The organism is Pseudoalteromonas sp. C8 (assembly GCF_011378685.1).
GTDB lineage: Bacteria > Pseudomonadota > Gammaproteobacteria > Enterobacterales > Alteromonadaceae > Pseudoalteromonas > Pseudoalteromonas arctica.
On sequence record NZ_WTKT01000002.1, the window covers coordinates 323566 to 347733 of the forward strand.

A 24168-nucleotide genomic window follows, 5' to 3' on the forward strand; every position below is an offset into this window, starting at 1 on the left:
TTCGTTTTAAAAACTGATAGCTACCTACTGAAAGCTATCAGTCCTTACTCCCTCAACCTAACCCCAAATCCAACAACCCCCATCAACAACACAAATCCCCATACAAACACATTGCCGTATTGGCTGTACACGCTGTCGCCTTTTATGAGCTTAATGTTAGCTTTCAATGTTGTAGCTTCAAACTGTGGCATGGTTTGTTGTGCGTGGCTTATAGGGTCGTATACGGCGCTTACACCATTGTTAGTAACACGCACTAGAGGGCGTTGTAGTTCGAGCGCGCGCATACGGGCTATTTGCATATGTTGCAAAGGCCCAATGGAGTCGCCAAACCAGGCATCGTTACTTACCGTAAAGAGTAGGTCGGAATCGCTTTTGTAATTACCGCGCACTAAGTCGGAAAAAACAATTTCGTAGCAAATAGCAGGGAGTAAGTTATAGCCATTGGCGCGTAAGTTGTTTTGCACTTTGTCGCCACGGGTAAACGATGACATAGGTAAATCGAATAATGGGGCAATAGGGCGCAAAAAGTCTTGAAACGGTACAAATTCGCCAATGGGTAATAGCTGGTGTTTTTGATAGCGGTTTTTATCAAGGTAATGATAATGCCCGTGCTCGTCGCCGCGTTCTTTATTACCGACCACAATAAGCGTGTTGAATATATTTTTGGTGTCTCGCTGATAGTCAACAATACCGGTTACAAGGGCGGTTTTATTAAACGAGGCTGCACTGTCTAAATTGGCTAGGTAGGAATCAGCAAGCATCTCTATTTCAGGCACGGCGGCTTCTGGCCATACTATTAAGTCGGCATTCCAATGTGGGCGTGTCAGGTCTTGGTATTTGCTCATTGTGGTCCAAAACTCACTGGGCTCAAAGCGCAGGTGTTGCTGTATGTTCCCTTGTACGAGCAATACTGACATGTTTTTATCTGAGTAATGAATGCTGCCGGTGGTGCTTGCGCCTGTAAAAATAAGCGCAACAGCTGTAGCAGTAACCGCCGGGGTTTTAAAATCTTTTTGGGTAAGTCTATACAGTGCAAAGCCAATAGCGACACAGGTCAGTGTTAAGCCAAACTCGCCAATATAAGGGGCAAGCAGCCTTAAAGGTCCGTCGGTTTGTGTGTAGCCAAAACTTAACCACGGGAAACCGGTAAGTACGGTGCCACGTAAATACTCACTAATTGCAAAGCATGCAATGAGTAATGCGCCAAAGCTTTTAGGGCCACTGGCAAAGCGTGTAGTTGCCCAAAAGGCCAGTGCGGGAAATAATGCTAAGTAGGTACACAAAAATGCCATTAACGAGAGCGATGCTATAAGCGGCATACCGCCAAAGGTGGCAATAGAAACATGTACCCAGCTTATACCAGCACCAAACCAGCCTAGGCCAAATATAAAGCCATATTTAGCACCGGTTTTTGCGTGTGCTTTACCGGTATTCTTGGGATTAACGCAAAAAATAATGGTACCAAGGCTAATAAATACGATGGGCCAAATTTCAAAGGGGGCATAGCCAAAAGTTAAAACAAGGCCCGCAACGAGTGCGAGCCATGCTTTTTTATCTTTTGCTAATAGGGTAAGTCTAGTTAGCAGTTTCTTCACTGTCGTTATCATCAGCCTTAGGAACGGTGACTTGCAGTTGCAAAATACGACGATTGTCGGCGTTGGTTACTTTAAATTGGTAACCTTCTATGTCAATCGTTTCACCACGGCTTGGCATATGGCCAAATGCGTGCAGTACAGTTCCGCCAATAGTATCGGCTTCGTCTGTGCTGTAGCCTGTTTTAAAATGCTCGTTAAAGTCATCTACAGGTGTGAGTGCTTGCACTACGTGAACATGTTTAGCAAGTCGACGAATATCTTGATGTTCTTCTTCTTCGTCGTGCTCATCTTCGATTTCGCCAACAATTATTTCAAGAATATCTTCAATCGTTACCAAGCCCGATACGCCGCCGTATTCGTCAATAACAACAGCCATATGGTAGCGTTGCTGACGGAATTCGTTTAGCAATGTATCAACACGTTTGCTCTCAGGTACTACCATTGCTGGGCGTAAATAATCGCGTATTGATGGTAAATGCTCGTCTTTATTTAAGATCAGTGGCAATAAATCTTTAGCGAGTAAAAAACCTTCTACATGGTCTTTGTCTTCAATCACCACTGGAAAACGTGAGTGAGTTGAGTCAACCATCATTGGAATTAGCTCTTCAAGCGGGCTGTCGATCTCAAGAGTGATCATTTGTGAGCGCGGAACCATTATGTCTCGCACTTTAAGCTCAGACACGCCAAGCACACCTTCTATCATCTCTTTTGTTTCAGGATCGATTACGTCTCGTTCTTGCGCATCGGCAATAACTTCGACCAGCTCTTCTCTATTCTGGGGTTCCCCTTGCAACATTTGGGCTATTCTGCCCAACCACGTTTTGCCAGAAGAACCCTGGCTAGATTGCGAGTTACCGTCGCTCATTGCGTCTAATTGCTCCGTTAATTTAAATATCGTCCCGGTATGGGTCTGCTATGTTTAGCTCTGCAAGTAATTGCTTTTCGATGCTTTCCATCTCTAAAGCATCGTCACTCTTTATATGGTCAAATCCAAGCAAATGCAAGCATCCGTGAATAACCATGTGAGCAAAGTGGTCATGAAATGACTTCTCTTGCTCAATTGCTTCAGCTAATACAATGGCTGGGCAAATAATTAAATCACCAACCAAGGGAATATCTATTCCTGGTGGTGCTTCAAATTCGAACGACAGTACGTTGGTCGGTTTATTTTTACCGCGATAGTCGTTATTAAGTTGTTGCGATTGCGCTTCGTCGCTAATAACGATACTGAGTTCTGACTCGTCACGGTATTGGCTAAGGGCTTTGTCAGCCCACAGTGCAAATTGCTCTTCGCTTGGGAGGTTGTCAAACTCACAGGCTATTTGTAAATCAAGTTCGGTTGTCAAAGTATTACTCTTTAGTAGTAGGCTGTTGAAGAGCAGCGAGTGCGTCTTTTGCATTTTGCTTTTCAATGCGCTTTAGTCGCTCGCTTTCGTCGTTTTGCTCGTAGGCTTCAACTATGCGTGCTACAACAGGGTGGCGTACTACGTCTTGGGCTTTAAAGTAGTTAAAGCTAATTTCGTTTACGCCATCAAGTACTTCCATTGCATGGCGAAGGCCTGAACGTGTTCCACGAGGTAAATCGACCTGTGTTATATCGCCTGTAATAACCGTTTTTGAGTTAAACCCTATACGGGTTAAAAACATTTTCATTTGCTCAGCGGTGGTATTTTGGCTTTCATCTAAAATAATAAAGGCATCGTTTAAAGTGCGTCCGCGCATGTAAGCAAGCGGAGCGACTTCAATGATATTTTTTTCGATGAGTTTTTCTACTTTTTCAAAACCTAGCATTTCAAAAAGAGCATCGTAAAGAGGGCGCAGGTATGGGTCTATTTTTTGACTTAAATCACCGGGTAAAAAACCAAGCTTTTCGCCCGCTTCTACAGCAGGACGCGTTAATAATATACGGCGTATTTCTTGGCGCTCAAGGGCGTCAACGGCGGCAGCAACTGCAAGGTAGGTTTTACCAGTACCAGCAGGGCCAATACCAAAGGTAATGTCGTGGTTTAAAATATTAGCCACATAAACACCTTGGTTATCGTTACGTGGTTTAATCACACCACGGCGCGTTTTAATCACCATTTCTTTGCCGTAAGCGCTGCTTGATGCGTCTTGCTCTAGGGCTTTTGATTCGGTAATAGCTAAATGAACGGCTTCGGGTTCTATTTCGCCTAAAATACCACGAACTGGCTGAGTATCAACATATAGGTTTTTTAAGATTTCTACAGCGCCGGCGCAATTGTGTAGTTTACCGGTTACTTTAAAAAAGTTGTCGCGGTGAATTATTTCAACAGCCAGGTGGCGTTCAATTTGTTTGATGTTTTCGTCAAACGGGCCACATAAAGAAGAAAGGCGTTTGTTATCGGCAGGTTCTAAATAAATCTCTAATGTTTTTAACTGATTACTCAAAATTGCTTCCTATAGTACTGCGCCAGCGTTAACTGGCGCTAATAGTGTGACTAAGGAACGAAAGTAGCTACGCCAATTTCGTTAACAGTGTCTGGTTTTGGCTCTGCAGCTGCAGCTTTAGTTAAAATAGCTGAAGGAGCGATTTCACGTCGTAAGTTCATTTCTGATTCTGTACGAATTAAGTCACCACGTAAAGAGTTAGGTAGTGCTTCGGTAATACGTACGTCAACAAACTGTCCGATCACTGTGTGCGGGCCAACAAAATTTACTACACGGTTATTTTCGGTACGGCCACGCAATTCCATTGGGTTCTTTTTAGAAGGACCTTCAACAAGTATACGTTGCTCTGTATCGAACATTTGACGGCTAATTTGCTGCGCCATTTGTGTAATACGGTTTTGTAGTAAGTATAAGCGTTCTTTTTTCTCTTGCTCTGTTACGTCATCTGGCAAATCTGCCGCTGGCGTACCTGGGCGTGCACTGTAAATAAAGCTAAAGCTCATATCAAAACCAATGTCGCTAATAAGCTTCATGGTTGCTTCAAAGTCTTCTTTACTTTCGCCTGGGAAACCAATAATGAAATCTGACGACATGCTTAAGTTAGGACGAATTTTGCGTAACTTACGAATTGTCGATTTGTATTCAATTGCCGTATGGCCACGTTTCATTAAGTTTAATATACGGTCTGAACCACTTTGTACTGGTAGGTGTAAGTGATCTACAAGCTCTGGTACATCAGCGTAAACGTCAATGATGTCTGGCGTAAATTCTACCGGGTGCGATGTGGTGTAACGAATACGATCAATACCATCAATAGCAGCAATAAGACGAATTAAATCTGAGAAGTAACATATTTCGCCATCGTGCGTGTCCCCGCGGTATGCGTTTACGTTTTGGCCTAGTAGGTTTACTTCACGTACGTTTTGCTCAGCAAGTTGTGCAATTTCAAGTAGTACGTCATCTACTGGGCGGCTAACTTCTTCGCCGCGAGTATACGGTACAACACAAAAAGTACAGTATTTAGAACAGCCTTCCATAATTGATACAAACGCAGATGGGCCATCTGCTTTTGGCTCTGGCAGGCGGTCAAACTTTTCAATCTCTGGGAATGAAATATCAACAACCGATGAGCCTTTGTTGCCTTGCACTTGTTTAATCATTTCTGGTAAACGGTGCAATGTTTGCGGGCCAAAAATAACATCTACAAATGGTGCGCGTTGGCGAATAGAGTCACCTTCTTGTGAGGCAACACAACCACCTACACCAATTATTAAGTCTGGCTTGTCGTCTTTTAACAACTTCCAACGACCTAACTGGTGAAATACTTTTTCTTGTGCTTTTTCACGAATTGAACAGGTGTTAAGTAAGATTACGTCGGCATCTGTTGCATCATCAGTTAGCTGGTAGCCGTTGGTGGCATCTAAAAGTTCAGCCATTTTCTGAGAGTCGTATTCGTTCATCTGACAACCCCAGGTTTTAATATGCAGCTTTTTGCTCATTGAAATATTGCCTCGTGTTCAATTCGATAGTGGCACAAAAATGTGCTAGAAACAGGATTAAGGAGCAAGCATGCTCACTTAAAGGAGGCGTATTTTAGCTGGATACCCGCCCAGATCCAAGTATAGTTTTCATGTTTGTGATCTCAAATCAATACAGGGCGAGTTTAATGTGCTGTTAGGGATATCCTCTGGTATAAAACAAATTAATTTTGATACAATCAAAACAGACTCAAGTAATAATAAAATGATGAAAAACATGACCAAAAATAATGTGATAGTGGTTGGCGGGGGCATGGTTGGCGCGGCTATGGCGATAAAGCTGGCTCAGCAAGGCTTTGGCGTGCGCATAATTGAAAAACACCTAATAGACCCATCGCACATTCTTAGTAGCGATAAGGTGGATATTAGAGTGTCTGCTATTAATCGTTTTTCAGAAAATTTACTTGATGAATTAGGGGCAATGCCTCTTTTAAGGCAAAACCGCATAGCACCTTATCAACAATTAGAGGCTTTTGAGCGCGGTGGTGACAATTTATTATTTGATTGCGCCGACATAAACACGACACATTTAGGCCACTTGATTGAAAATAGTTTAATTCAAGCAAGTTTGTGGCAGCAATTTGGGCATTATAAGATTGAGGTTATTGAGCAATCATTGCCGGTAACTAAAATAGAGCAAACGGATGATTTAATTACGCTTGTGTATGGTGATCAAACCTATACAGCTGATTTAGTAATTGCCGCCGATGGTGGGCAATCGCAGCTGCGTGCTAAAGCTAATATTGGTATTACGGGTTGGCAGTACCAACAGCATTGCATGGGGGTATTAATTAAACTCGATGCACCGCAACAAATTAAAACATGGCAACAGTTTACACCAAGTGGGCCGTTAGCATTTTTACCAATGCAGGCACCGTACGCTAATTTAATTTGGTACGACGATGCAAATACATTGCAAGCATTTAAAGGGCTAAGCCCAACTCAGTTAAAAACGCACATACTGAATAAATTCCCAGAACTTGCTGGAGACTTTGAAGTACAAACCCATGCAGTATTTCCGCTTACTCGCCAACACGCTAATAATTATTCGCAAGGGCGCTTGGTTTTAGTGGGCGACGCTGCACATACAATTAACCCACTTGCAGGGCAGGGCGTTAATTTAGGTTTTCAGGACGTAGTGGCACTTGCTGAGGTTTTAAACGAAGCAGGAGATATAGGTTGCCCACTAAAACTTAAAGAATACGAGCGAGCTCGCCGCAGGGCTAATTTATTAATGATGAGCATGATGGACGCGTGTTACTTTGGGTTTTCTAATCAAATTACGCCACTTAAATGGGCACGCAGCCAGTTTTTAAAAATGGCTAATAATACGGGGCCAATAAAAAACTGGGTTTTAAAATACGCAATTAGTGGTGATTTAGGCTAAATTTAAAGTAGATATTAGAAAGGCTCATTTATGAGCCTTTTTTTATGTCTGTTTTTAAGTCAGCAAATAGTGACTCTGCTATATTGAACACGGTTTTAATTTAACTGGTGTTACATCACTAAATCGCAATTTAATAACTTTAAAGAGCCTGTGTGTGGATAATTTTTTTACAGTAATAATTATTTTAGGTGCGCTACTGCTTGTTGCTAGCTTAAAAACAACCGTTAAAGTTTGCAAAAAAACATCGCAAAGAGCATGGAGTGTACTGCTATGCGCTATTATTTTTTTTATTATAGGGTATTGGTGGATACTTTATTATTTTTCAAACCACGACATTGCACCCGTCGTTATGAATATGGTGGCTATGTTGTTACTTGGCGGTGGTGGGTTTGTTTTTTTAGTTATTAAACTGAGCTTAAAAAGTATTCTTAAAATAGAGCAAGCAACGCAGTATCAAAAATATCAAACTGAGCACGATAACTTAACAACTCTACCTAACCGCGATAAATTTTTTAAATCTTTAAGTAAACAAGTTGAATATCCTTCCCCATTTTCACTATTTTATATCGACTTAAATAACTTTAAACAAATTAATGATGCGTTTGGGCATCAGTGTGGTGACCAACTCTTGGCTGCATTTGCCAATAAACTAAATAAAGAATTATGCGGCATTGCTAAGTTATATCGAATAGGTGGCGATGAGTTTGCTTTTTTATTGCATACCGATACAGATGAAAGCATGAATTATTGTGTAAACATTATAAACTCAGCCGTCAAAAGTCCGTTTTGTACGAATGAGCAAATGGTTAAAATACAATTAAGTATAGGCATAAGCCGTTTTCCTGATGATAGCCGATTGCCCGATCAGCTATTAAAAAAAGCTGACTTGGCACTGCATGAAGCTAAAAAAACATTTCAACCTTTGGTAAATTACTCATCTGCAATAGGTAAACGAGCTGAGGACTTTTTTGATCTATCAGCCAAAATTAAAGTGGCATTACATAAAGATGAGTTTGAGCTTTATTTACAACCCATAATGGACTCTAAAGATCTGCAATTACATGGCCTAGAAGCGCTTATCCGATGGCCGCAAGATGATGGTAGCTTTATTAGTCCAGAAAAGTTTATAACCGTAGCTGAGCGTACAGGGCTTATTTTTCCTTTATCGAAATGGGTTGTACAAGAAGCCGTTAATCATATTAGAAAGCTCAAGCTATTTGGTTTCACCGGTACTATACATGTCAACTTATCGACTAAAGATATTGAAAGCAGCGAGTTTTACGATTTTATAATTAGTTTACTCGCAACCGACCCTACATTAAGCGACTTGTTAATTTTTGAAATTACAGAAGGTGCAATGATGACAAATATACCGGCTGCTAGAAAAATGATGCAACAGTTGAGTATGCGCGGGTTTAAATTTAGTGTTGATGACTTTGGTACTGGCTTTTCGTCACTGTCATTATTAAGAGAGCTGCCAATTAATCAAATAAAAATTGATCAGTCGTTTGTCAAAGATATGCTTACTAACTCGCCTGATTACGCCATTGTAGAATCTACATTGTTTTTAGCGAGTCGATTAAATTGCGATGTAGTTGCTGAAGGAATAGAAACTAAAGAGGTAGAACAGGCGTTGTTGAGTCTTAACTGTGATTATTTACAAGGGTATTTATATAGCAAACCAATAAATATAGATGAATTTATAAATGTTTATTTAAGTGCAGAAAAAGTAAGTTGAATTTAATGAGTATTGAGAAGTTTTAGACAGGGGAGTCAAATTGGCTGGGATACCAGGATTTGAACCTGGGAATGCCAGGATCAAAACCTGGTGCCTTACCGCTTGGCGATATCCCAACTATAAATTTGAATTAGTTTTAGTTCTTAATAAGAACATGGTGCGGAAGGAGAGACTTGAACTCTCACAACCTAAGTTACTGGAACCTAAATCCAGCGCGTCTACCAATTCCGCCACTCCCGCATCACTAAGTTGCTAATTTAAACTCTAAGCTAGAGCAATTCTTTTATCCAACTTTCCTTGGTAGAAGAAGTTGGCTGGGATACCAGGATTTGAACCTGGGAATGCCAGGATCAAAACCTGGTGCCTTACCGCTTGGCGATATCCCAACAAAGAATTAATGATAATTTTATTTCTTATCAAGAAATGGTGCGGAAAGAGAGACTTGAACTCTNCTTTATAATTTTAGTTCTTATAAGAACATGGTGCGGAAAGAGAGACTTGAACTCTCACAACCGAAGTTACTGGAACCTAAATCCAGCGCGTCTACCAATTCCGCCACTCCCGCATCAACAATTTGCCAATTTAAACTCTAAGCTAGAGCAATTCTTTTATCCAACTTTCCTTGGTAGAAGAAGTTGGCTGGGATACCAGGATTTGAACCTGGGAATGCCAGGATCAAAACCTGGTGCCTTACCGCTTGGCGATATCCCAACAAAGAATTAATTATAATTTTATTTCTTATCAAGAAATGGTGCGGAAAGAGAGACTTGAACTCTCACAACCGAAGTTACTGGAACCTAAATCCAGCGCGTCTACCAATTCCGCCACTCCCGCATCATTTGTACAATAAAGTACAGGTAGTTATTTTAAACTCTTCATTGAGCTGCAATTTAACTCTTGCAGAGCCATTTCTAAAAGAAGAAATGGTGGCTAAGACGGGATTTGAACCTGTGACCCCATCATTATGAGTGATGTGCTCTAACCAGCTGAGCTACTTAGCCATTGTTGGCTGGGATACCAGGATTTGAACCTGGGAATGCCAGGATCAAAACCTGGTGCCTTACCGCTTGGCGATATCCCAACAAAGAATTAATGATAATTTTATTTCTTATCAAGAAATGGTGCGGAAAGAGAGACTTGAACTCTCACAACCGAAGTTACTGGAACCTAAATCCAGCGCGTCTACCAATTCCGCCACTCCCGCATCGTTTGTACAATAAAGTACAGGTAGTTATTTTAAACTCTTCATTGAGCTGCAATTTAACTCTTGCAGAGCCATTTCTAAAAGAAGAAATGGTGGCTAAGACGGGATTTGAACCTGTGACCCCATCATTATGAGTGATGTGCTCTAACCAGCTGAGCTACTTAGCCATTGTTGGCTGGGATACCAGGATTTGAACCTGGGAATGCCAGGATCAAAACCTGGTGCCTTACCGCTTGGCGATATCCCAACAATAACAATTGATAGTTTTAATTCTTATCAAGAATTATGGTGCGGAAGGAGAGACTTGAACTCTCACATCCTAAGATACTGGAACCTAAATCCAGCGCGTCTACCAATTCCGCCACTCCCGCACACAAGGTAGTTATTTTAAACTCTTCATTGAGCAACAAAAAAATAATGGTGGCTAAGACGGGATTTGAACCTGTGACCCCATCATTATGAGTGATGTGCTCTAACCAGCTGAGCTACTTAGCCATCTTTTTTTGTTAGCACTTCATCGCTGAGTGCGGGGCGTATTATGCTGATATGACCCAAATTCGTCAACACCTTTTTTGCAAAAAAACACTTAACTGTGTTTGTTTGCAGGAAAATTAAGCTAACAGGCTAAAATTTAATAAAAATGCTGTTTTTTTAGCTGCCTTTAAGGCGCGGAATCTTAATTAACCCTGTACTTCTTTAATTAAGCGATATTACAAAGATAGACTAGTTGAGGCTAATTATTATTTTTATAATGCTTAAATACAAAAAAGGCTCGTAAAAACGAGCCTTTAAAAATTATTACCAAGTGAAATTGGTTTAATTTGTACTTATACGTTGAACAAGAAGTTCATTACATCGCCATCTTTAACAATGTACTCTTTACCTTCTTGACGCATCTTACCTGCTTCTTTTGCGCCACTCTCACCTTTAAAGGCAACAAAGTCGTCAAAAGCAATAGTTTGCGCACGGATAAAGCCACGCTCGAAGTCGGTATGGATTTTACCCGCTGCTTGTGGTGCTGTTGCACCTACAGGGATTGTCCATGCGCGTACTTCTTTTACGCCAGCTGTGAAATAAGTTTGTAATTGTAGTAATTCATAACCACCGCGAATAACAAGGTTAAGACCTGGCTCTTCTAGACCAAGATCAGCCATAAACTCTAGCTTGTCTTCGTCATCTAGTTCTGAAAGCTCAGACTCGATAGCGGCACATACAGGAACAACAATCGCATCTTCAGCTGCGGCAATAGCGCGTACGCGGTCAAGGTATGGGTTATTTTCAAAACCATCTTCAGCAACGTTTGCAATATACATTGTTGGTTTAATCGTTAAGAAGTTAATAGAGCTGATTGCTGCTTTTTCTTCTTTAGTTAGTGCTAGACCACGTAAAGTTAAGCCTTCGTCAAGATGCACTTTTACTTTTTCAAGTACAGCATTTTGCTCTTTAGCGTCTTTATCGCCACCTTTTGCTTTTTTTGAATTACGGAAAAGGGCTTTTTCGGCGCTATCCATATCAGCAAGTACTAACTCAGTGTTGATTACGTCAATATCGTCAGCAGGGTCAATAGTGCCTGCTACGTGGATGATGTTTTCATCTTCAAAACAGCGAACTACGTGGCCAATTGCATCGGTTTCACGAATGTTAGCTAAAAACTGGTTACCAAGGCCTTCACCTTTAGATGCGCCTTTTACTAAGCCAGCAATGTCTACAAATTCCATACTGGTGGTAAGAACTCGTTGAGGATTAACAATTTTAGCAAGTTCGTCTAGACGAGGATCTGGCACAGGTACCACACCTGTATTAGGCTCAATGGTACAAAAAGGAAAGTTAGCGGCTTCAATACCCGCTTTAGTTAGTGCATTGAAAAGCGTTGATTTACCAACGTTAGGCAAGCCAACGATGCCACATTTAAAACCCATAGTAAGATACCTTGTTTAGAATTCGTTTAAACGGTGTACTTGGACCCAAGTTACTAGGGTTTAAACGAATGTAGTCTGTTTTGTGCTTTTAACACACCATCTTTTGCAAGTATTTCCATGCAACGAACTGCTTCATCAACAGCAGCATCCATTTTTTCTTGGTCTGCTTTGGCCGCTTTTCCAAGCACCCAACCAGTAACCATTTCACGATGCCCCGGATGACCTACACCAATGCGCAAGCGCATAAAGTCTTTTTGATTTGCCATTTTTGCAATAATGTCTTTTAAACCATTATGACCGCCATGCCCGCCGCCTTTTTTTAACTTGGCAACGCCTGGGTCTAAATCCAATTCGTCATGGGCAACTAAAATGTCCTCGACAGGAATTTTGAAAAAATTAGCTAAACTACCGACCGCTTTACCACTTAAATTCATGTAAGTAGTGGGGATCAATAATTTGAATTCTTGGCCTTGAATGATCACTTTGCCTGTAAGGCCGTGATATTTAGGATCGTATTTTAGGGTGCAGTTGTAGCGTGCAGCGATTTGCTCGATGAACCAAGCACCTGCATTGTGGCGTGTGTTTGCGTATTCGGGGCCTGGATTAGCCAGGCCCACAAGCATTTGAATAGAATTCAAGGTTGCGAGACCTTAAAAATTATTCTGCTGCTGCAGCGTCGTCTTCAACTGGAGCTGCTTTGTTTGCTTTGATAGTCAGGATAGACTGATCATGGCCTTCGCCTTTACCTAAATCTACAGAGCTAACGCCTTTAGGGAAAGTAAGGTCAGAAATATGAACAGAATCGCCAACAACAAACTTAGAAACATCTACTTCAATGAATTCTGGAAGTGCTTTTGGAAGACACGTAATTTCAACTTCAGTTAACTGGTGAACAACAGTTGCGCCAGCTTTAGTTACAATATCTTCACCGATGAAGTGAAGAGGAACTTTAGTTTGAAATTTATGAGTAGCATCTACACGTTGGAAATCAAGGTGAGTAAGCTTAGGCTTGAATGGGTGACGTTGGATATCTTTTAAGATTACTTCAACAGCTTCGCCATCTACGTTAAGCGTAAGGATATGCGTGTAAAAACCTTCGTCTTCTTGTGCTTTGATCATATCTTTATGAGCAAAAGTAAGAGATAAAGCTTCTTTGTCAGCTCCGTAAAGGATTGCAGGAACTTTGTCTTCGCGACGTAGGCGGCGGCTCGCACCAGTACCAGTTTCTACGCGAAGTTCAGCGTTATATGTATAAGTTTTGTTAGACATAATGTCTCCAGTTATTAAAATGTGTAGGGCCTTTGCGACCAAGGTCCCTAGCCAAAAGGCGCGCTATCATACCACCACGCCCAGACAAAATAAACATCGCTTACAAAAAAAGCGCCAAAAGGCGCTTTTATACTCAGGAATGTTTAATTTTAGTGTTCAAACATCGCTGAGATAGATTCTTCGTTACTAATACGACGAATAGTCTCAGCTAACATGTCAGCAAGCGTAAGTACCTTAATTTTATCAAGGGCTTTAAGCTCGTCAGATAGCGGAATTGAGTCAGTTACAATTACTTCGTCAATCATCGAGTCACGTAAGTTTTCTGCTGCTTTACCTGAAAGAATAGGGTGCGTTGCGTATGCAAATACGCGCTTAGCGCCATGTTCTTTAAGTGCTTCTGCGGCTTTACATAACGTACCACCGGTATCAATCATATCATCTACGATAATACAATCACGACCTTCAACGTCACCAATAATGTGCATTACTTGAGAAACGTTTGCTTGAGGGCGGCGTTTATCAATGATTGCTAAATCGGTATCGTTTAGTAGTTTTGCAATTGCACGTGCGCGTACAACACCACCAATATCTGGAGATACAACAACGACGTCTTCAAAGTCGCGTTCTTTCATATCTTCAAGTAATACAGGGCTGCCAAATACGTTGTCTACTGGTACATCAAAGAAGCCTTGGATTTGTTCAGCGTGTAAATCAACCGTAAGAACACGGTCAACACCCACACTTGATAAGAAATCGGCAACAACTTTAGCGGTAATTGGAACACGAGCAGAACGTACACGACGGTCTTGGCGCGCATAACCAAAATAAGGAATGACGGCAGTAATACGACCTGCAGATGCACGACGTAGAGCATCAACCATAACGATAAGTTCCATTAGGTTATCGTTTGTAGGGGCACAGGTTGATTGCAAGATAAAAACGTCCGAGCCACGAACATTTTCATTTATTTGAACACTGATCTCACCGTCGCTAAAACGGCCAACAACAGCATCGCCTAATTCAATATATAAACGTTTTGCAACTTTTTGAGCTAACTCAGGTGTTGCGTTACCAGCGAAGAGCTTCATGTCAGGCACGGTAGGGTTCCTCAGGCACTGAATATTTGGACTAACGGGCAATGATAAATACCACTGCGAGTTAACTTATGATTACTTGTACGTTACTTCATTGATCGAATATGGCGGTTAACTCCGTATGAGCAGGTGAGACATTTGCGCTTGAAGCCACAAAACCCTGCCAAGTATGGGGGAGATTTTCAAGTACATCTTGTGCTTGAACTTGACTAGCAAATTCGACAAAACAACATGAACCTGTTCCGGTCATCTTCGACGGTGCGTATTTTAGCAACCACTGGAGGGTTTTTTCAACCTCGGGGCAAAGCTTTTTAACTAAAGGCTCACAATCGTTGGTTAAAGTATGGTGTTTCCAATCGCCTATTATTTTTGGTGTGTCGCGTTTTAAATCTGGATGTGTAAATATTTTTGCGGTACTTACATGTTGGTTTGGGTGTACAACGCAGTACCATTTTTGTTCAAGTTTTACCTGGTGTAATTTCTCACCAATACCATGCGCTATGGCGCTTTGCCCTTGTATGAACACCGGAACATCAGCCCCTAATTTAAGTCCTAATTGGGCTAGAATTTCTAAATTTAGTTCTAATTTCCATAATTTATTTAGGGCTAATAAAGTACTTGCAGCGTCGGATGAACCACCTCCAACACCTCCGCCCATCGGTAAGCGTTTAATTAAATTTATTTTTACACCCAAAGAGGTTTTACAGTGTGTTTGTAATAATAAAGCCGCTTTATAGATGAGATTATCATTTAGGGGTATGTCTTTAGTATCACCACCGACAGAAATACCACCGTCTGTTGTTAGCTCAAAATGCAACTCATCACCAAAATTTAAAAAAGTAAATAAGGTTTCTAGTTCATGATAGCCATCTTCTCGGCGAGCATTAATATGTAAAAATAAATTGAGTTTTGCCGGGGCAATAAGTGAAAAAGAGGTTTTGTTATTCATACTTATTTAAACTGCCAATCGTAGAGTTGAATTTTTATTTTTATTTGTTGATGCTTTAACGTCAGTTTAGTTGGTAACCAGTAACCTGCGTTTTGTACGTAAGTGCCGTAATCTATTTGCCATTTCTTGCCTGTATTATCAAACCATAATACTTGCTTTGTACGGCCTAGTTCATCAACGACTAAACTTTGATCGTCAATGGTGCCCTTAAGCCAGTTATCGGCGTTATCAACAGGGAGTGTAAAACCCGTTAAACGCTTTAAAAGCTCTGCAGCATTAGTATCAAAGTACTCATCGCCGTCAAACTCTAATTCAGCACCATTTGCTGTTTGTTTAAGCGACAAAATACGAGTACCAATAAAAGTAGTCAGTATTAAATTATTGGAATTTGTTGTTTGCTGCCAATTTAAGTTTGCAGATTGACGCTCTTCTGGGCTTATAAACGCGAGTTTACCCTCGACCTGCCAAGTTTTTTGAGCAGCTAAACGTGGTTTCCAATCATCATAAAGTGTTGTTTTTGTATCAATTTGATGGGCACAGCCACCTAATAATAAAAAAAACATGAATAAAATCAAATATTGTCGAATCAAATGTTGTTCCTTACTTTCCATATTCCGCTGATTTTTGGTAAAATTACCGCCTTTGAAGTAGGGCTCAGCAATATTTGGCAAATATGACCATAATAGCACTAGGTATAAATCACAAAACCGCATCCGTAGAATTACGTGAAAAAGTGGCTTTTTCGCCTGAGCAAATTTCAGAGGCGTTGCAACAATTAAGTGGCCATGCCGACTTTAATGAAGCGGTTATTGTGTCTACCTGTAATCGAACCGAGATCTATTGTAGCCTCGCTCAGCAAAATTCCCAAACACTGTTAACGTGGCTTGCCAGTTTCCATGGTTTGGATGAACATGAACTGAGCAGCAATATATACTGCCATGAAGGTAATGACGCCATTAACCACTTAATGCGCGTAGCGTGTGGGTTGGATTCTCTTGTGTTAGGCGAGCCGCAAATTTTAGGGCAAATAAAGCAATCGTTTTTTAGTGCTAAAACCCACGATGCAATAGGGGTTACTTTTGATAGGTTGTTTCAAAAAACCTTTTCGGTAGCAAAACAAGTTCGCACTGAAACAAATATAGGCGCAAGTGCCGTGTCGGTTGCATTTGCGGCTGTTAATTTAGCAAAACATATTTATGGCAAGCTTGATCAAACCAATGTGTTATTGATTGGTGCTGGTGAAACCATTGAACTGGTTGCTAAACATTTATATCAAAATGAGCCTAAAAAAATAACGGTAGCTAATAGAACAATTGAACGTGCTCGCAGCCTTGCTGATGAAGTGTCGGCAGATGTTATCGCACTTGCACAGTTACCAGAACGTTTACATGAAGCCGATATAGTCATTAGTTCTACCGCCAGTACTTTACCTATTATTGGTAAAGGGGTGGTTGAGCAAGCGCTTAAGCAGCGCCGTCACAAGCCTATGCTATTTATAGATATTGCGGTTCCGCGCGATATAGAAAGCCAAGTAGGTGAGCTAGATGCTGCCTATTTATATTCCGTTGATGACTTACAAACCATTGTAAGCGAGAATATGGCAGCGCGTGAGCAAGCTGCACAGCAAGCGCAAATAATTATTACTGAACGCACCAAAGAATTTGCAATGTGGATGCGCTCACTCGATTCGGTAGATTTAATCCGCCATTATCGAAATGATGTACAAACAATTAAGTCAGAACTTGTAGAGCGTGCTGTTAGTCAGCTAAATACAGGTAAAGATGCAGAAAAAATTATATTAGAGCTCGCCAATAAATTAACCAATCGCTTAATGCACGCGCCTACCCGTGCAATACAAGACGCAGCGAAAAAAGGTGAAGTGGCGCAGCTAAACCAGTTGAAAAAAATGTTAGGTATTGATCAGGAATAACCGTTAAATGAAAGAGTCTGTTTATAATAAATTAGAAACCTTAGTAGAGCGTTACGAAGAAGTACAAGCGCTACTAAGCGACCCGTCGGTCATTAGTGATCAAAATCGTTTTCGTGGGCTTTCAAAAGAATACTCTGAGCTTGAAGAGATTGTAAAAACGTTTTTAACTTACAAAGAAACGCAAGATGATTTAGCCAGTGCAGAAGAAATGCTTAAAGATTCTGACCCTGAAATGCGTGAAATGGCGCAAGAAGAATATAAAGAAGCTAAAGCACAAATTTTGGTAATTGAAGATCAAATTCAAGTATTAATGTTGCCAAAAGATCCGCGAGATAATAACAACGTGTTTGTTGAAGTACGCGCTGGAACAGGCGGTGATGAAGCGGCTATTTTTGCTGGCGACTTATTCCGTATGTACAGCCGCTATGCAGAAACTAAAAAATGGAAAGTAGAAGTTGTGAGCACCAATGAAGGTGAGCACGGTGGTTACAAAGAAGTTATTGCAAATATTAGTGGCGAAGGCGTTTACGGTCAATTAAAGTTTGAATCAGGTGTACACCGCGTACAACGTGTGCCAGAAACTGAGTCACAAGGGCGAGTTCATACCTCTGCGTGTACTGTTGCGGTAATGGCGGAAGTACCAGAGGCAGAAGCGATACAAATTAATACCGCAGATTTAAAAGTTGATACATTTCGTGCATCAGGCGCAGGTGGTCAGCACGTTAATAAAACAGATTCTGCTATTCGACTTACACATATACCTACCGGTGTTGTGGTTGAGTGTCAGGATCAACGTTCACAGCATAAAAACCGTGCTAAAGCGATGTCAGTACTTGCAGCACGTTTGCAACAGGCTGAAGATGAAAAGCGCCATGCGGCAGAAGCATCTGAACGTCGTGACTTAGTAGGTAGTGGCGATCGTTCTGAACGTATCCGTACTTATAACTACCCACAAGGTCGTATTACCGATCACCGTATTAACTTAACACTTTATCGTTTGAATGAAGTGGTAGCGGGTGATTTAAGCTGCGTTATTGACCCATTAATGCAAGAACATCAAGCTGACTTATTAGCGGCTATGGGCGACGAGTAATCGTGAGCCAAACTCTTGAACAAGCTATTGCTGCAGGCGCTAATTTATTAGCACCTAGCAGCGAAAGTGCTAAATTAGACGCACAAGTTTTACTTCTACATATTCTTCAAAAACCTCACAGTTACCTTTTTACTTGGCCAGAGCATGCGCTTAATGCCGAACAACAACAGCAATTTAATACCTTTTGCCAAAGACGTTTAAACGGTGAACCTGTTGCACATATTACGGGGCAACGTGAATTTTGGAGCTTATCGCTTGAAGTTAACGCAACAACTTTAATACCTCGACCAGATACCGAAACGTTAGTAGAACAAGCGCTTGAAGTGGCTGTACCTGCTACAGCTAAAGTGCTTGATTTAGGCACGGGTACTGGTGCAATAGCGCTGGCATTGGGTAGCGAAATGCCTAATTGGCAAATTATTGCAGTAGATAGAGTAAGCGATGCAGTTGCACTGGCTACACGTAACCAGCAGCGATTGGCAATTAATAATGTACACGTTAAGCAAAGCAACTGGTTTAGCGAGTTACATGGTGAGAAATTCAACCTAATTGTTACCAACCCGCCTTATATTGAAAGCAGTGATATACATTTAAATCAGGGCGATGTGCGCTTTGAGCCTTTGTCGGCATTAGTGGCTGATGATTGTGGAATGTCTGATATTAAACAAATAATTACACAATCACGTGACTATTTGTTATCTAGTGGCTATCTTTTAATAGAACACGGTTTTGAGCAAGGTGAAGCTGTTCGTCATTTTTTCAAAAAAATGGCATTTGTGAATATTAAAACAGTAAAAGACTTTGGTGATAATGACCGTGTAACGTTTGCACAGTGGCCCTAAAGAATAATAATTGCTTGCTAGTGCGTTAAATAATGCCATGAAGGAATTTCGACTATGATGGGTGATTTTTTATTTTCAGATGAGCCAGAAGAAGCAATCAATGAGATTGAACTCGGTACCTGGAAAGTATTAATCGTTGATGATGAACCTGAAGTTCATGCTGTTACAAAACTAGCGTTGAGTGATTTTGAGTTTCAAAATAAACGCTTAGAATTTATTAGTGCGTACTCAGGTGCTGAAGCAAAAGAGCTTGTGAAAGAGCATCCAGATGCAGCCATTGTACTACTTGATGTAGTAATGGAGACCGATGATGCCGGTTTGCAAGTTGCTAAGTTTATTCGTGAAGAAGCTAAAAATAATCATATTCGAATTATTTTAAGAACGGGTCAACCTGGTCAAGCACCTGAACGACAAGTAATTATTAATTATGATATTAACGATTACAAATCTAAAACGGAGCTAACGGCTCAAAAGTTATTTACTGTTATTATGTCGAGCCTGCGCTCGTATCGGGATATTATTTCGATTGAGCAGTCACGCGAAGGGCTTGAGAAAATAATTATAGCGTCCCGTGATATTTTTTCTGCGCATTCAATAGAGCACTTTATTGAAGGCGTTATGCAGCAGTTAACTTCTTTACTCGGTATTGCTGATCAAGCTATGTATGCAACTACTTTAGTTGCGCAAAATCCTGAAGCACAAAATAATAAAAAATTAATTGTTTGCTCGGGTACCGGTGACTTTGAAAAAAGTGAAGGTAAAGAGCTCGATGAGGTATTACAAGCTGAACAGTTAAGTGCATGTCATCAGGCGCTTAATGAAAAAAGCATTATTTATAAAGATAACTACTTATTTGCGTATTGTAGCAGTGAGTACAATCATAATTCGATGCTATTTATATCAGGTATTCCAAAGGATTTAACGGATACTCAGCGCCATTTAATTAAGATTTTCTCTCAAAACGTGCAACTTGCGTTTGAAAATGTACAACTTCAGTCTGAAATAGAAGCAACGCAACAAGAGCTTGTTTACAGGTTAAGTGAAGCGGTAGAGCAACGCTCAACAGAAACGGGTAATCATGTTAAGCGTGTAGCACATATTTGTCATATATTGGCACAAGGGTATGGCTTATCTAAGCATGATGCTGATTTAGTAAGGTTGGCGTCGCCTCTTCATGATGTAGGCAAAGTGGGCATTCCTGATGCGGTATTAAATAAACCAGCAAAGTTAGACGCCCAAGAATGGGAAGTGATGAAAACCCATACTGATAAAGGCTATACTATTTTAAAAGACTCGCCGCATGAGATTGTTAGTGCAGGCGCAATTATTGCAAAAGAGCATCATGAAAAATGGGATGGCTCTGGTTACCCACAAGGTTTAAGCGGAAACGCAATTAATGTATTTGGTCGTATAGTTGCACTTGCTGATGTATACGATGCACTTCGCCATAAACGATGCTATAAAGAACCTTGGACACTGCAAAACGTAGTTGATGAAATTAACGCTCAAAAAGGCACACACTTTGAACCAAAATTGGTTGAAGTATTTAACGAGAAGCTTGATGAGTTAGAAGCGGTTCTTAACCGTTTTCCTGATTAAATTTTTATAAAACAGAAGTACAGGGGCATATGGATTATTTAGCAGTAAAGCATTCACACATGGCAATTGCGATGTTGAGTGTGATTTTATTTTATGTTCGCGCATTTTCGCGAATGGGCAGTGGTAAATTAGCAAAAAATAAAGCGGTAATGATTGGTAGTCATAGTATAGATACTTTGTTATTAGTGTCTGCACTTACGCTTATATTTATGGCTAAAATTAACCCGTTTGAACAATATTGGCTATTAGAAAAAATAGTTTTAGTGGTTATATATATTGGTATTGGGGCTAAAAGCGCCAGACAAACTAAAATGACGGCTAAAGTTGCTTACGTTTTAGTTAACACTGCTGTTATTTTAGCGATAGGTTATTTAGCGACGTCTAAATCAGCTTTTTTGCTTTAAGTAATACCTGACTATTTGAGCTTTATAGTTGTTTTATAAAGCTCAAATACGACTCCCTCTCAGAAAATATTCAAAAAAATCTCTATATTGGTATATAGCTTTAAAGTTAGGTAAACTACGCCTTCGTTTTCTAAAATGTTGCAGTATTAATGACTACCCTCGGGTTTGACGAACACGATGAATCTTATCTTGATGATGCTTACGATGAATTTACACCTCCAGCGATTTACCGCTGTATTAAAGCAGAGTCAAAATGGGACCCTCAGATAGATTTAACACCATGTTATGAAACTTTAACTGACTTTGAACAGCAAATTTCAGCGCTGTGTTTAAAAGTGAGTGATGAGCACGATTGCTTCGAAAAATTATTAGATATGTTTTACAGCGATTGGCTATTTAGTGCCTCAGGCTTAAAAGTGCCAGAATACAAATTAAATACATTAAGCTATACGCTTTCTATGCGTAGTGGCTCACCAACAACGCTTGCAATTATACTTTGTCACTTTTTACAACAAGCTAACTTTGATGCAAATCTTAGTCTTACGCTGGGTGATGTTGGTGTTCATGTGGCGATAAGTGATGAAGAGGGCTACATAATTGAGCCAAGCAGCGGGCAACAAAGCTGGTATATCATCCCTGAAAACGCAGATGAAGATGATGGGCAAGAACAAGAACCTTTAGAGTTAATTTTTGATGACGAAGTATATAAGCTATTTTTAGCTCAGCAAAAATGGTCTTTCATTAGCGAAAACAAATTTGGTCATGCTTTGACCTGTGTAGAGATGCTAATGGAGCTAATAGGCGATGACCCGTATGAGAGACGCGACAGAGGTTACTTATTAAATCAGCTCGGTTGCCCTAAAATGGCACGTGATGATTTACAGTTTTTTGTCGATGAGTGTCCGGACGATCCTGCAATAGAGATTATTCAACACCAAATAGAAGAACTAGAAGATAATAATAAAACGCACCATTAAGAATAGGAATAATTATGGTTGAAACTCAAAGCGCATTAATTACAAATGATGCCGTTGTGCTTGGTTTGCTTGCTATTATTTTGGGGTTTATTTTTAAAACCTCAAACAGTGAGCGTCCAGCTTTAAAACGATTTTATAAATACGTACCTGCTTTACTACTGTGTTACTTTTTACCTTCGTTATTAAATACCTTTGGTATTGTAGATGGTAATAAATCCAATGTTTATTATGTGGCTTCGCGCTACTTACTGCCTGCTTGTTTAATACTGCTTACCATTAGTATTGATTTAAAAGCTATTATTAACTTAGGCCCTAAAGCGCTCATTATGTTTTTAGTGGGTACATTAGGTATTGTTATTGGTGGGCCATTAGCTATTTTAGTCGTGAGTGCATTTGACCCAAGTATTGTTGGTGGTCATGGGCCCGATGCAGTATGGCGCGGTATGACAACCGTTGCGGGTAGCTGGATTGGCGGTGGTGCTAACCAAGCATCAATGAAAGAGATGTTTGAAGTTGGTGGTGATATATTTTCTGTAATGATTACAGTAGATGTAATAGTCGCGAATATTTGGATGGCTGTTTTATTGTTAATGGCAGCAAACCATAAAAAGATTGATGCAGCTACGGGTGCTGATACAAGCGCAATTGAAGATTTAAAAAAACGTGTTGAAGCCTATCACGCTGAACATGCCCGTATTCCTACTCTTAACGATTACATGACACTGCTTGCAATTGCATTTGGTATAACCGGTTTAGCGCATTTTTGTTCTGACTTTTTAGGTCCGTACTTTGGCACGACTTATGAGTGGGCAAAAGAATACAGCTTAAACAGTAAATTCTTTTGGCTAATTGTTATATCAACAACGATTGGCATAGGCTTATCGTTTACTAAAGTTAGACAAATAGAAGCGTTTGGCGCTTCAAAGGTAGCCTCTAGCTTTTTATATATTTTAGTCGCATCAATTGGTTTGCACATGAATGTAACCGCTATTTTTAATAACCCTGGGTTATTTTTAGTTGGCGCAATTTGGATGCTAGTGCATGCAAGCATAATGTTAGTAGTAGCTAAACTAATTAAAGCACCGTTATTTTATATGGCAGTGGGCTCGCAGGCTAATGTGGGCGGTGCAGCGTCTGCACCTGTTGTAGCATCAGCATTTCACCCTTCGCTTGCGCCTGTTGGTGTCCTGTTAGCTGTACTGGGCTATGGTGTGGGTACTTATATGGCTTATATTTGTGGATTAATGATGCAAGCAGTTGCACCGTAAGGAATTTAAATGAAAGACCAAATTATTAAAATTAATGAAATTGAACTAGCAAACAACAAACCGTTTGTATTGTTTGGTGGTATTAACGTATTAGAATCTCGCGATTTAGCTATGCGTGTTGCAGAGCATTACGTAGAAGTTACGACGAAACTCAATATTCCTTATGTATTTAAAGCGTCATTTGATAAGGCTAACCGTTCTTCAATCAATTCGTACCGTGGTCCTGGTATGGAAGAAGGTTTAAAAATATTTGAAGAGATTAAAAAGACTTTCAACATACCGCTTATTACTGATGTACATGAACCGCATCAAGCAGCACCTGTTGCTGAAGTTGTTGATGTAATTCAGTTACCAGCCTTTTTAGCACGTCAAACAGATTTAGTTGTGGCGATGGCTAAAACAGGTGCAATTATTAACGTGAAAAAACCACAGTTTTTAGCGCCACATGAAATGCGCCACATCATTACTAAATTTAATGAAGCGGGTAATAATAACATCGCACTTTGTGAGCGTGGTTCTAGCTTTGGTTACAACAACCTAGTGGTTGATATGCTGGGTATGGATGACATGAAAGCAATGGCGCCTGTTATTTTTGATGCAACACATGCACTTCAGCGCCCTGGTGGCCGAGCTGATTCTGCTGATGGTCGTCGTGCACAAGCAGCAGAGCTTGCACGCAGCGGTATGGCGCTAGGTATTGCAGGTTTATTTATTGAGGCGCATCCAAACCCTAATGAAGCTAAATGTGATGGCCCATGTGCGCTAGCGCTTAGTAAGTTAGAAGGATACTTAACGCAAATGAAAGCGGTTGATGATTTAATTAAAAGCTTTGCCCCACTTGATACAAGTGCAAGCGATTTATAATTAAGCATGATGTTTATTAAAAAGCGACTCAGGTCGCTTTTTTTATGCCTTTAATATACACAAACTTATATGATGTATATAATCTCACG

The 24168-nt window shown here is 40.4% G+C and carries 21 protein-coding genes and 13 tRNA genes; 10 read left to right on the forward strand and 24 right to left on the reverse strand.

The window, feature by feature from the left end:
• Positions 1–44: 44 nt before the first annotated feature.
• Genes lnt through miaB form a run of 5 tightly spaced genes read right to left on the reverse strand, consistent with a single transcriptional unit; the run spans position 45 to position 5503 of the window.
• Entirely contained in the window at positions 45–1595 is a 1551-nt protein-coding gene (lnt, locus tag GQR39_RS03415) for an apolipoprotein N-acyltransferase (RefSeq protein WP_346774485.1), read from the reverse strand.
• Positions 1576–2460, reverse strand: a complete 885-nt coding sequence (gene corC / locus GQR39_RS03420) for a CNNM family magnesium/cobalt transport protein CorC (RefSeq protein WP_007585597.1) — start codon at positions 2458–2460, stop codon at positions 1576–1578. The genes lnt and corC overlap by 20 nt, the downstream gene beginning before the upstream one ends.
• 22 nt (positions 2461–2482) lie before the next feature.
• A complete protein-coding gene (ybeY, locus tag GQR39_RS03425; protein ID WP_002958542.1) occupies positions 2483–2941 on the reverse strand; it encodes an rRNA maturation RNase YbeY in 459 nt (152 codons plus the stop codon).
• 4 nt (positions 2942–2945) lie between these two features.
• On the reverse strand, positions 2946–4004 hold the full coding sequence (locus GQR39_RS03430) for a PhoH family protein (RefSeq protein ID WP_165734815.1): 1059 nt from the start codon (positions 4002–4004) through the stop codon (positions 2946–2948).
• Positions 4005–4054: 50 nt separating this feature from the next.
• Positions 4055–5503, reverse strand: a complete 1449-nt coding sequence (gene miaB, locus GQR39_RS03435; protein ID WP_010554713.1) for a tRNA (N6-isopentenyl adenosine(37)-C2)-methylthiotransferase MiaB — start codon at positions 5501–5503, stop codon at positions 4055–4057.
• A 169-nt stretch (positions 5504–5672) separates the two neighbouring features.
• Between miaB and GQR39_RS03440 the strand changes: the two genes are divergently transcribed.
• Both GQR39_RS03440 and GQR39_RS03445 read left to right on the forward strand, forming a co-directional pair.
• On the forward strand, positions 5673–6929 hold the full coding sequence (locus GQR39_RS03440) for an FAD-dependent monooxygenase (RefSeq protein WP_101216149.1): 1257 nt from the start codon (positions 5673–5675) through the stop codon (positions 6927–6929).
• A gap of 154 nt (positions 6930–7083) precedes the next feature.
• The gene (locus GQR39_RS03445; protein WP_165734816.1) at positions 7084–8667 is read left to right on the forward strand and encodes a bifunctional diguanylate cyclase/phosphodiesterase; all 1584 of its coding nucleotides are present in this window, start codon (positions 7084–7086) and stop codon (positions 8665–8667) included.
• Between the two features lie 41 nt (positions 8668–8708).
• Here the strand turns inward: GQR39_RS03445 and GQR39_RS03450 are convergent.
• The 19 genes from GQR39_RS03450 to lolB form a co-directional block, all read right to left on the reverse strand.
• Positions 8709–8783, reverse strand: a tRNA-Gln gene (locus GQR39_RS03450).
• Positions 8784–8822: 39 nt separating this feature from the next.
• Positions 8823–8907 (reverse strand) — tRNA-Leu (locus tag GQR39_RS03455).
• A 71-nt stretch (positions 8908–8978) separates the two neighbouring features.
• Positions 8979–9053 (reverse strand) — tRNA-Gln (locus tag GQR39_RS03460).
• Positions 9054–9147: 94 nt separating this feature from the next.
• Positions 9148–9232: transfer RNA gene (locus GQR39_RS03465), tRNA-Leu, on the reverse strand.
• Positions 9233–9303: 71 nt separating this feature from the next.
• Positions 9304–9378 (reverse strand) — tRNA-Gln (locus GQR39_RS03470).
• A gap of 38 nt (positions 9379–9416) precedes the next feature.
• Positions 9417–9501 (reverse strand) — tRNA-Leu (locus tag GQR39_RS03475).
• A gap of 90 nt (positions 9502–9591) precedes the next feature.
• Positions 9592–9668: transfer RNA gene (locus tag GQR39_RS03480), tRNA-Met, on the reverse strand.
• Positions 9669–9673: 5 nt separating this feature from the next.
• A tRNA-Gln gene (locus GQR39_RS03485) sits at positions 9674–9748 on the reverse strand.
• 38 nt (positions 9749–9786) lie between these two features.
• Positions 9787–9871: transfer RNA gene (locus GQR39_RS03490), tRNA-Leu, on the reverse strand.
• Between the two features lie 90 nt (positions 9872–9961).
• Positions 9962–10038, reverse strand: a tRNA-Met gene (locus GQR39_RS03495).
• Positions 10039–10043: 5 nt separating this feature from the next.
• Positions 10044–10118: transfer RNA gene (locus tag GQR39_RS03500), tRNA-Gln, on the reverse strand.
• A 39-nt stretch (positions 10119–10157) separates the two neighbouring features.
• Positions 10158–10242: transfer RNA gene (locus GQR39_RS03505), tRNA-Leu, on the reverse strand.
• A gap of 47 nt (positions 10243–10289) precedes the next feature.
• Positions 10290–10366, reverse strand: a tRNA-Met gene (locus GQR39_RS03510).
• Positions 10367–10698: 332 nt separating this feature from the next.
• Positions 10699–11790, reverse strand: a complete 1092-nt coding sequence (gene ychF, locus GQR39_RS03515; protein ID WP_007583951.1) for a redox-regulated ATPase YchF — start codon at positions 11788–11790, stop codon at positions 10699–10701.
• Between the two features lie 53 nt (positions 11791–11843).
• On the reverse strand, positions 11844–12428 hold the full coding sequence (gene pth, locus GQR39_RS03520) for an aminoacyl-tRNA hydrolase (RefSeq protein ID WP_007583954.1): 585 nt from the start codon (positions 12426–12428) through the stop codon (positions 11844–11846).
• A 19-nt stretch (positions 12429–12447) separates the two neighbouring features.
• Positions 12448–13059, reverse strand: coding sequence for a 50S ribosomal protein L25/general stress protein Ctc (locus tag GQR39_RS03525; RefSeq protein WP_008171830.1), 612 nt, complete (start codon positions 13057–13059; stop codon positions 12448–12450).
• Between the two features lie 149 nt (positions 13060–13208).
• Entirely contained in the window at positions 13209–14156 is a 948-nt protein-coding gene (locus GQR39_RS03530; protein ID WP_007583957.1) for a ribose-phosphate pyrophosphokinase, read from the reverse strand.
• A gap of 88 nt (positions 14157–14244) precedes the next feature.
• A complete protein-coding gene (ispE, locus tag GQR39_RS03535; protein ID WP_010554716.1) occupies positions 14245–15102 on the reverse strand; it encodes a 4-(cytidine 5'-diphospho)-2-C-methyl-D-erythritol kinase in 858 nt (285 codons plus the stop codon).
• Between the two features lie 2 nt (positions 15103–15104).
• Positions 15105–15692, reverse strand: coding sequence for a lipoprotein insertase outer membrane protein LolB (lolB, locus tag GQR39_RS03540; RefSeq protein ID WP_165734817.1), 588 nt, complete (start codon positions 15690–15692; stop codon positions 15105–15107).
• 83 nt (positions 15693–15775) lie between these two features.
• Here lolB and hemA point away from each other — a divergent pair, with 83 nt between their 5' ends.
• From hemA to kdsA, 8 genes are all read left to right on the forward strand, one after another.
• Positions 15776–17032: a glutamyl-tRNA reductase gene (gene hemA, locus GQR39_RS03545; RefSeq protein WP_010554718.1), complete on the forward strand. Its 1257-nt coding sequence runs from the start codon at positions 15776–15778 to the stop codon at positions 17030–17032.
• A gap of 7 nt (positions 17033–17039) precedes the next feature.
• Positions 17040–18125: a peptide chain release factor 1 gene (gene prfA / locus GQR39_RS03550; RefSeq protein ID WP_007583962.1), complete on the forward strand. Its 1086-nt coding sequence runs from the start codon at positions 17040–17042 to the stop codon at positions 18123–18125.
• Positions 18126–18127: 2 nt separating this feature from the next.
• Complete coding sequence (gene prmC / locus GQR39_RS03555) at positions 18128–18967, forward strand: peptide chain release factor N(5)-glutamine methyltransferase (RefSeq protein WP_010554719.1); 840 nt, start codon at positions 18128–18130, stop codon at positions 18965–18967.
• A gap of 54 nt (positions 18968–19021) precedes the next feature.
• Positions 19022–20566, forward strand: a complete 1545-nt coding sequence (locus GQR39_RS03560; RefSeq protein ID WP_007583964.1) for a response regulator — start codon at positions 19022–19024, stop codon at positions 20564–20566.
• Between the two features lie 29 nt (positions 20567–20595).
• Complete coding sequence (locus GQR39_RS03565; RefSeq protein WP_007583965.1) at positions 20596–20970, forward strand: SirB2 family protein; 375 nt, start codon at positions 20596–20598, stop codon at positions 20968–20970.
• 149 nt (positions 20971–21119) lie between these two features.
• Complete coding sequence (locus tag GQR39_RS03570) at positions 21120–21947, forward strand: tetratricopeptide repeat protein (protein ID WP_165734818.1); 828 nt, start codon at positions 21120–21122, stop codon at positions 21945–21947.
• 14 nt (positions 21948–21961) lie between these two features.
• Positions 21962–23215, forward strand: coding sequence for a DUF819 family protein (locus tag GQR39_RS03575; protein WP_165734819.1), 1254 nt, complete (start codon positions 21962–21964; stop codon positions 23213–23215).
• A 9-nt stretch (positions 23216–23224) separates the two neighbouring features.
• Positions 23225–24079, forward strand: a complete 855-nt coding sequence (gene kdsA / locus GQR39_RS03580; RefSeq protein WP_007583968.1) for a 3-deoxy-8-phosphooctulonate synthase — start codon at positions 23225–23227, stop codon at positions 24077–24079.
• The last annotated feature ends 89 nt before the right edge of the window (positions 24080–24168 follow it).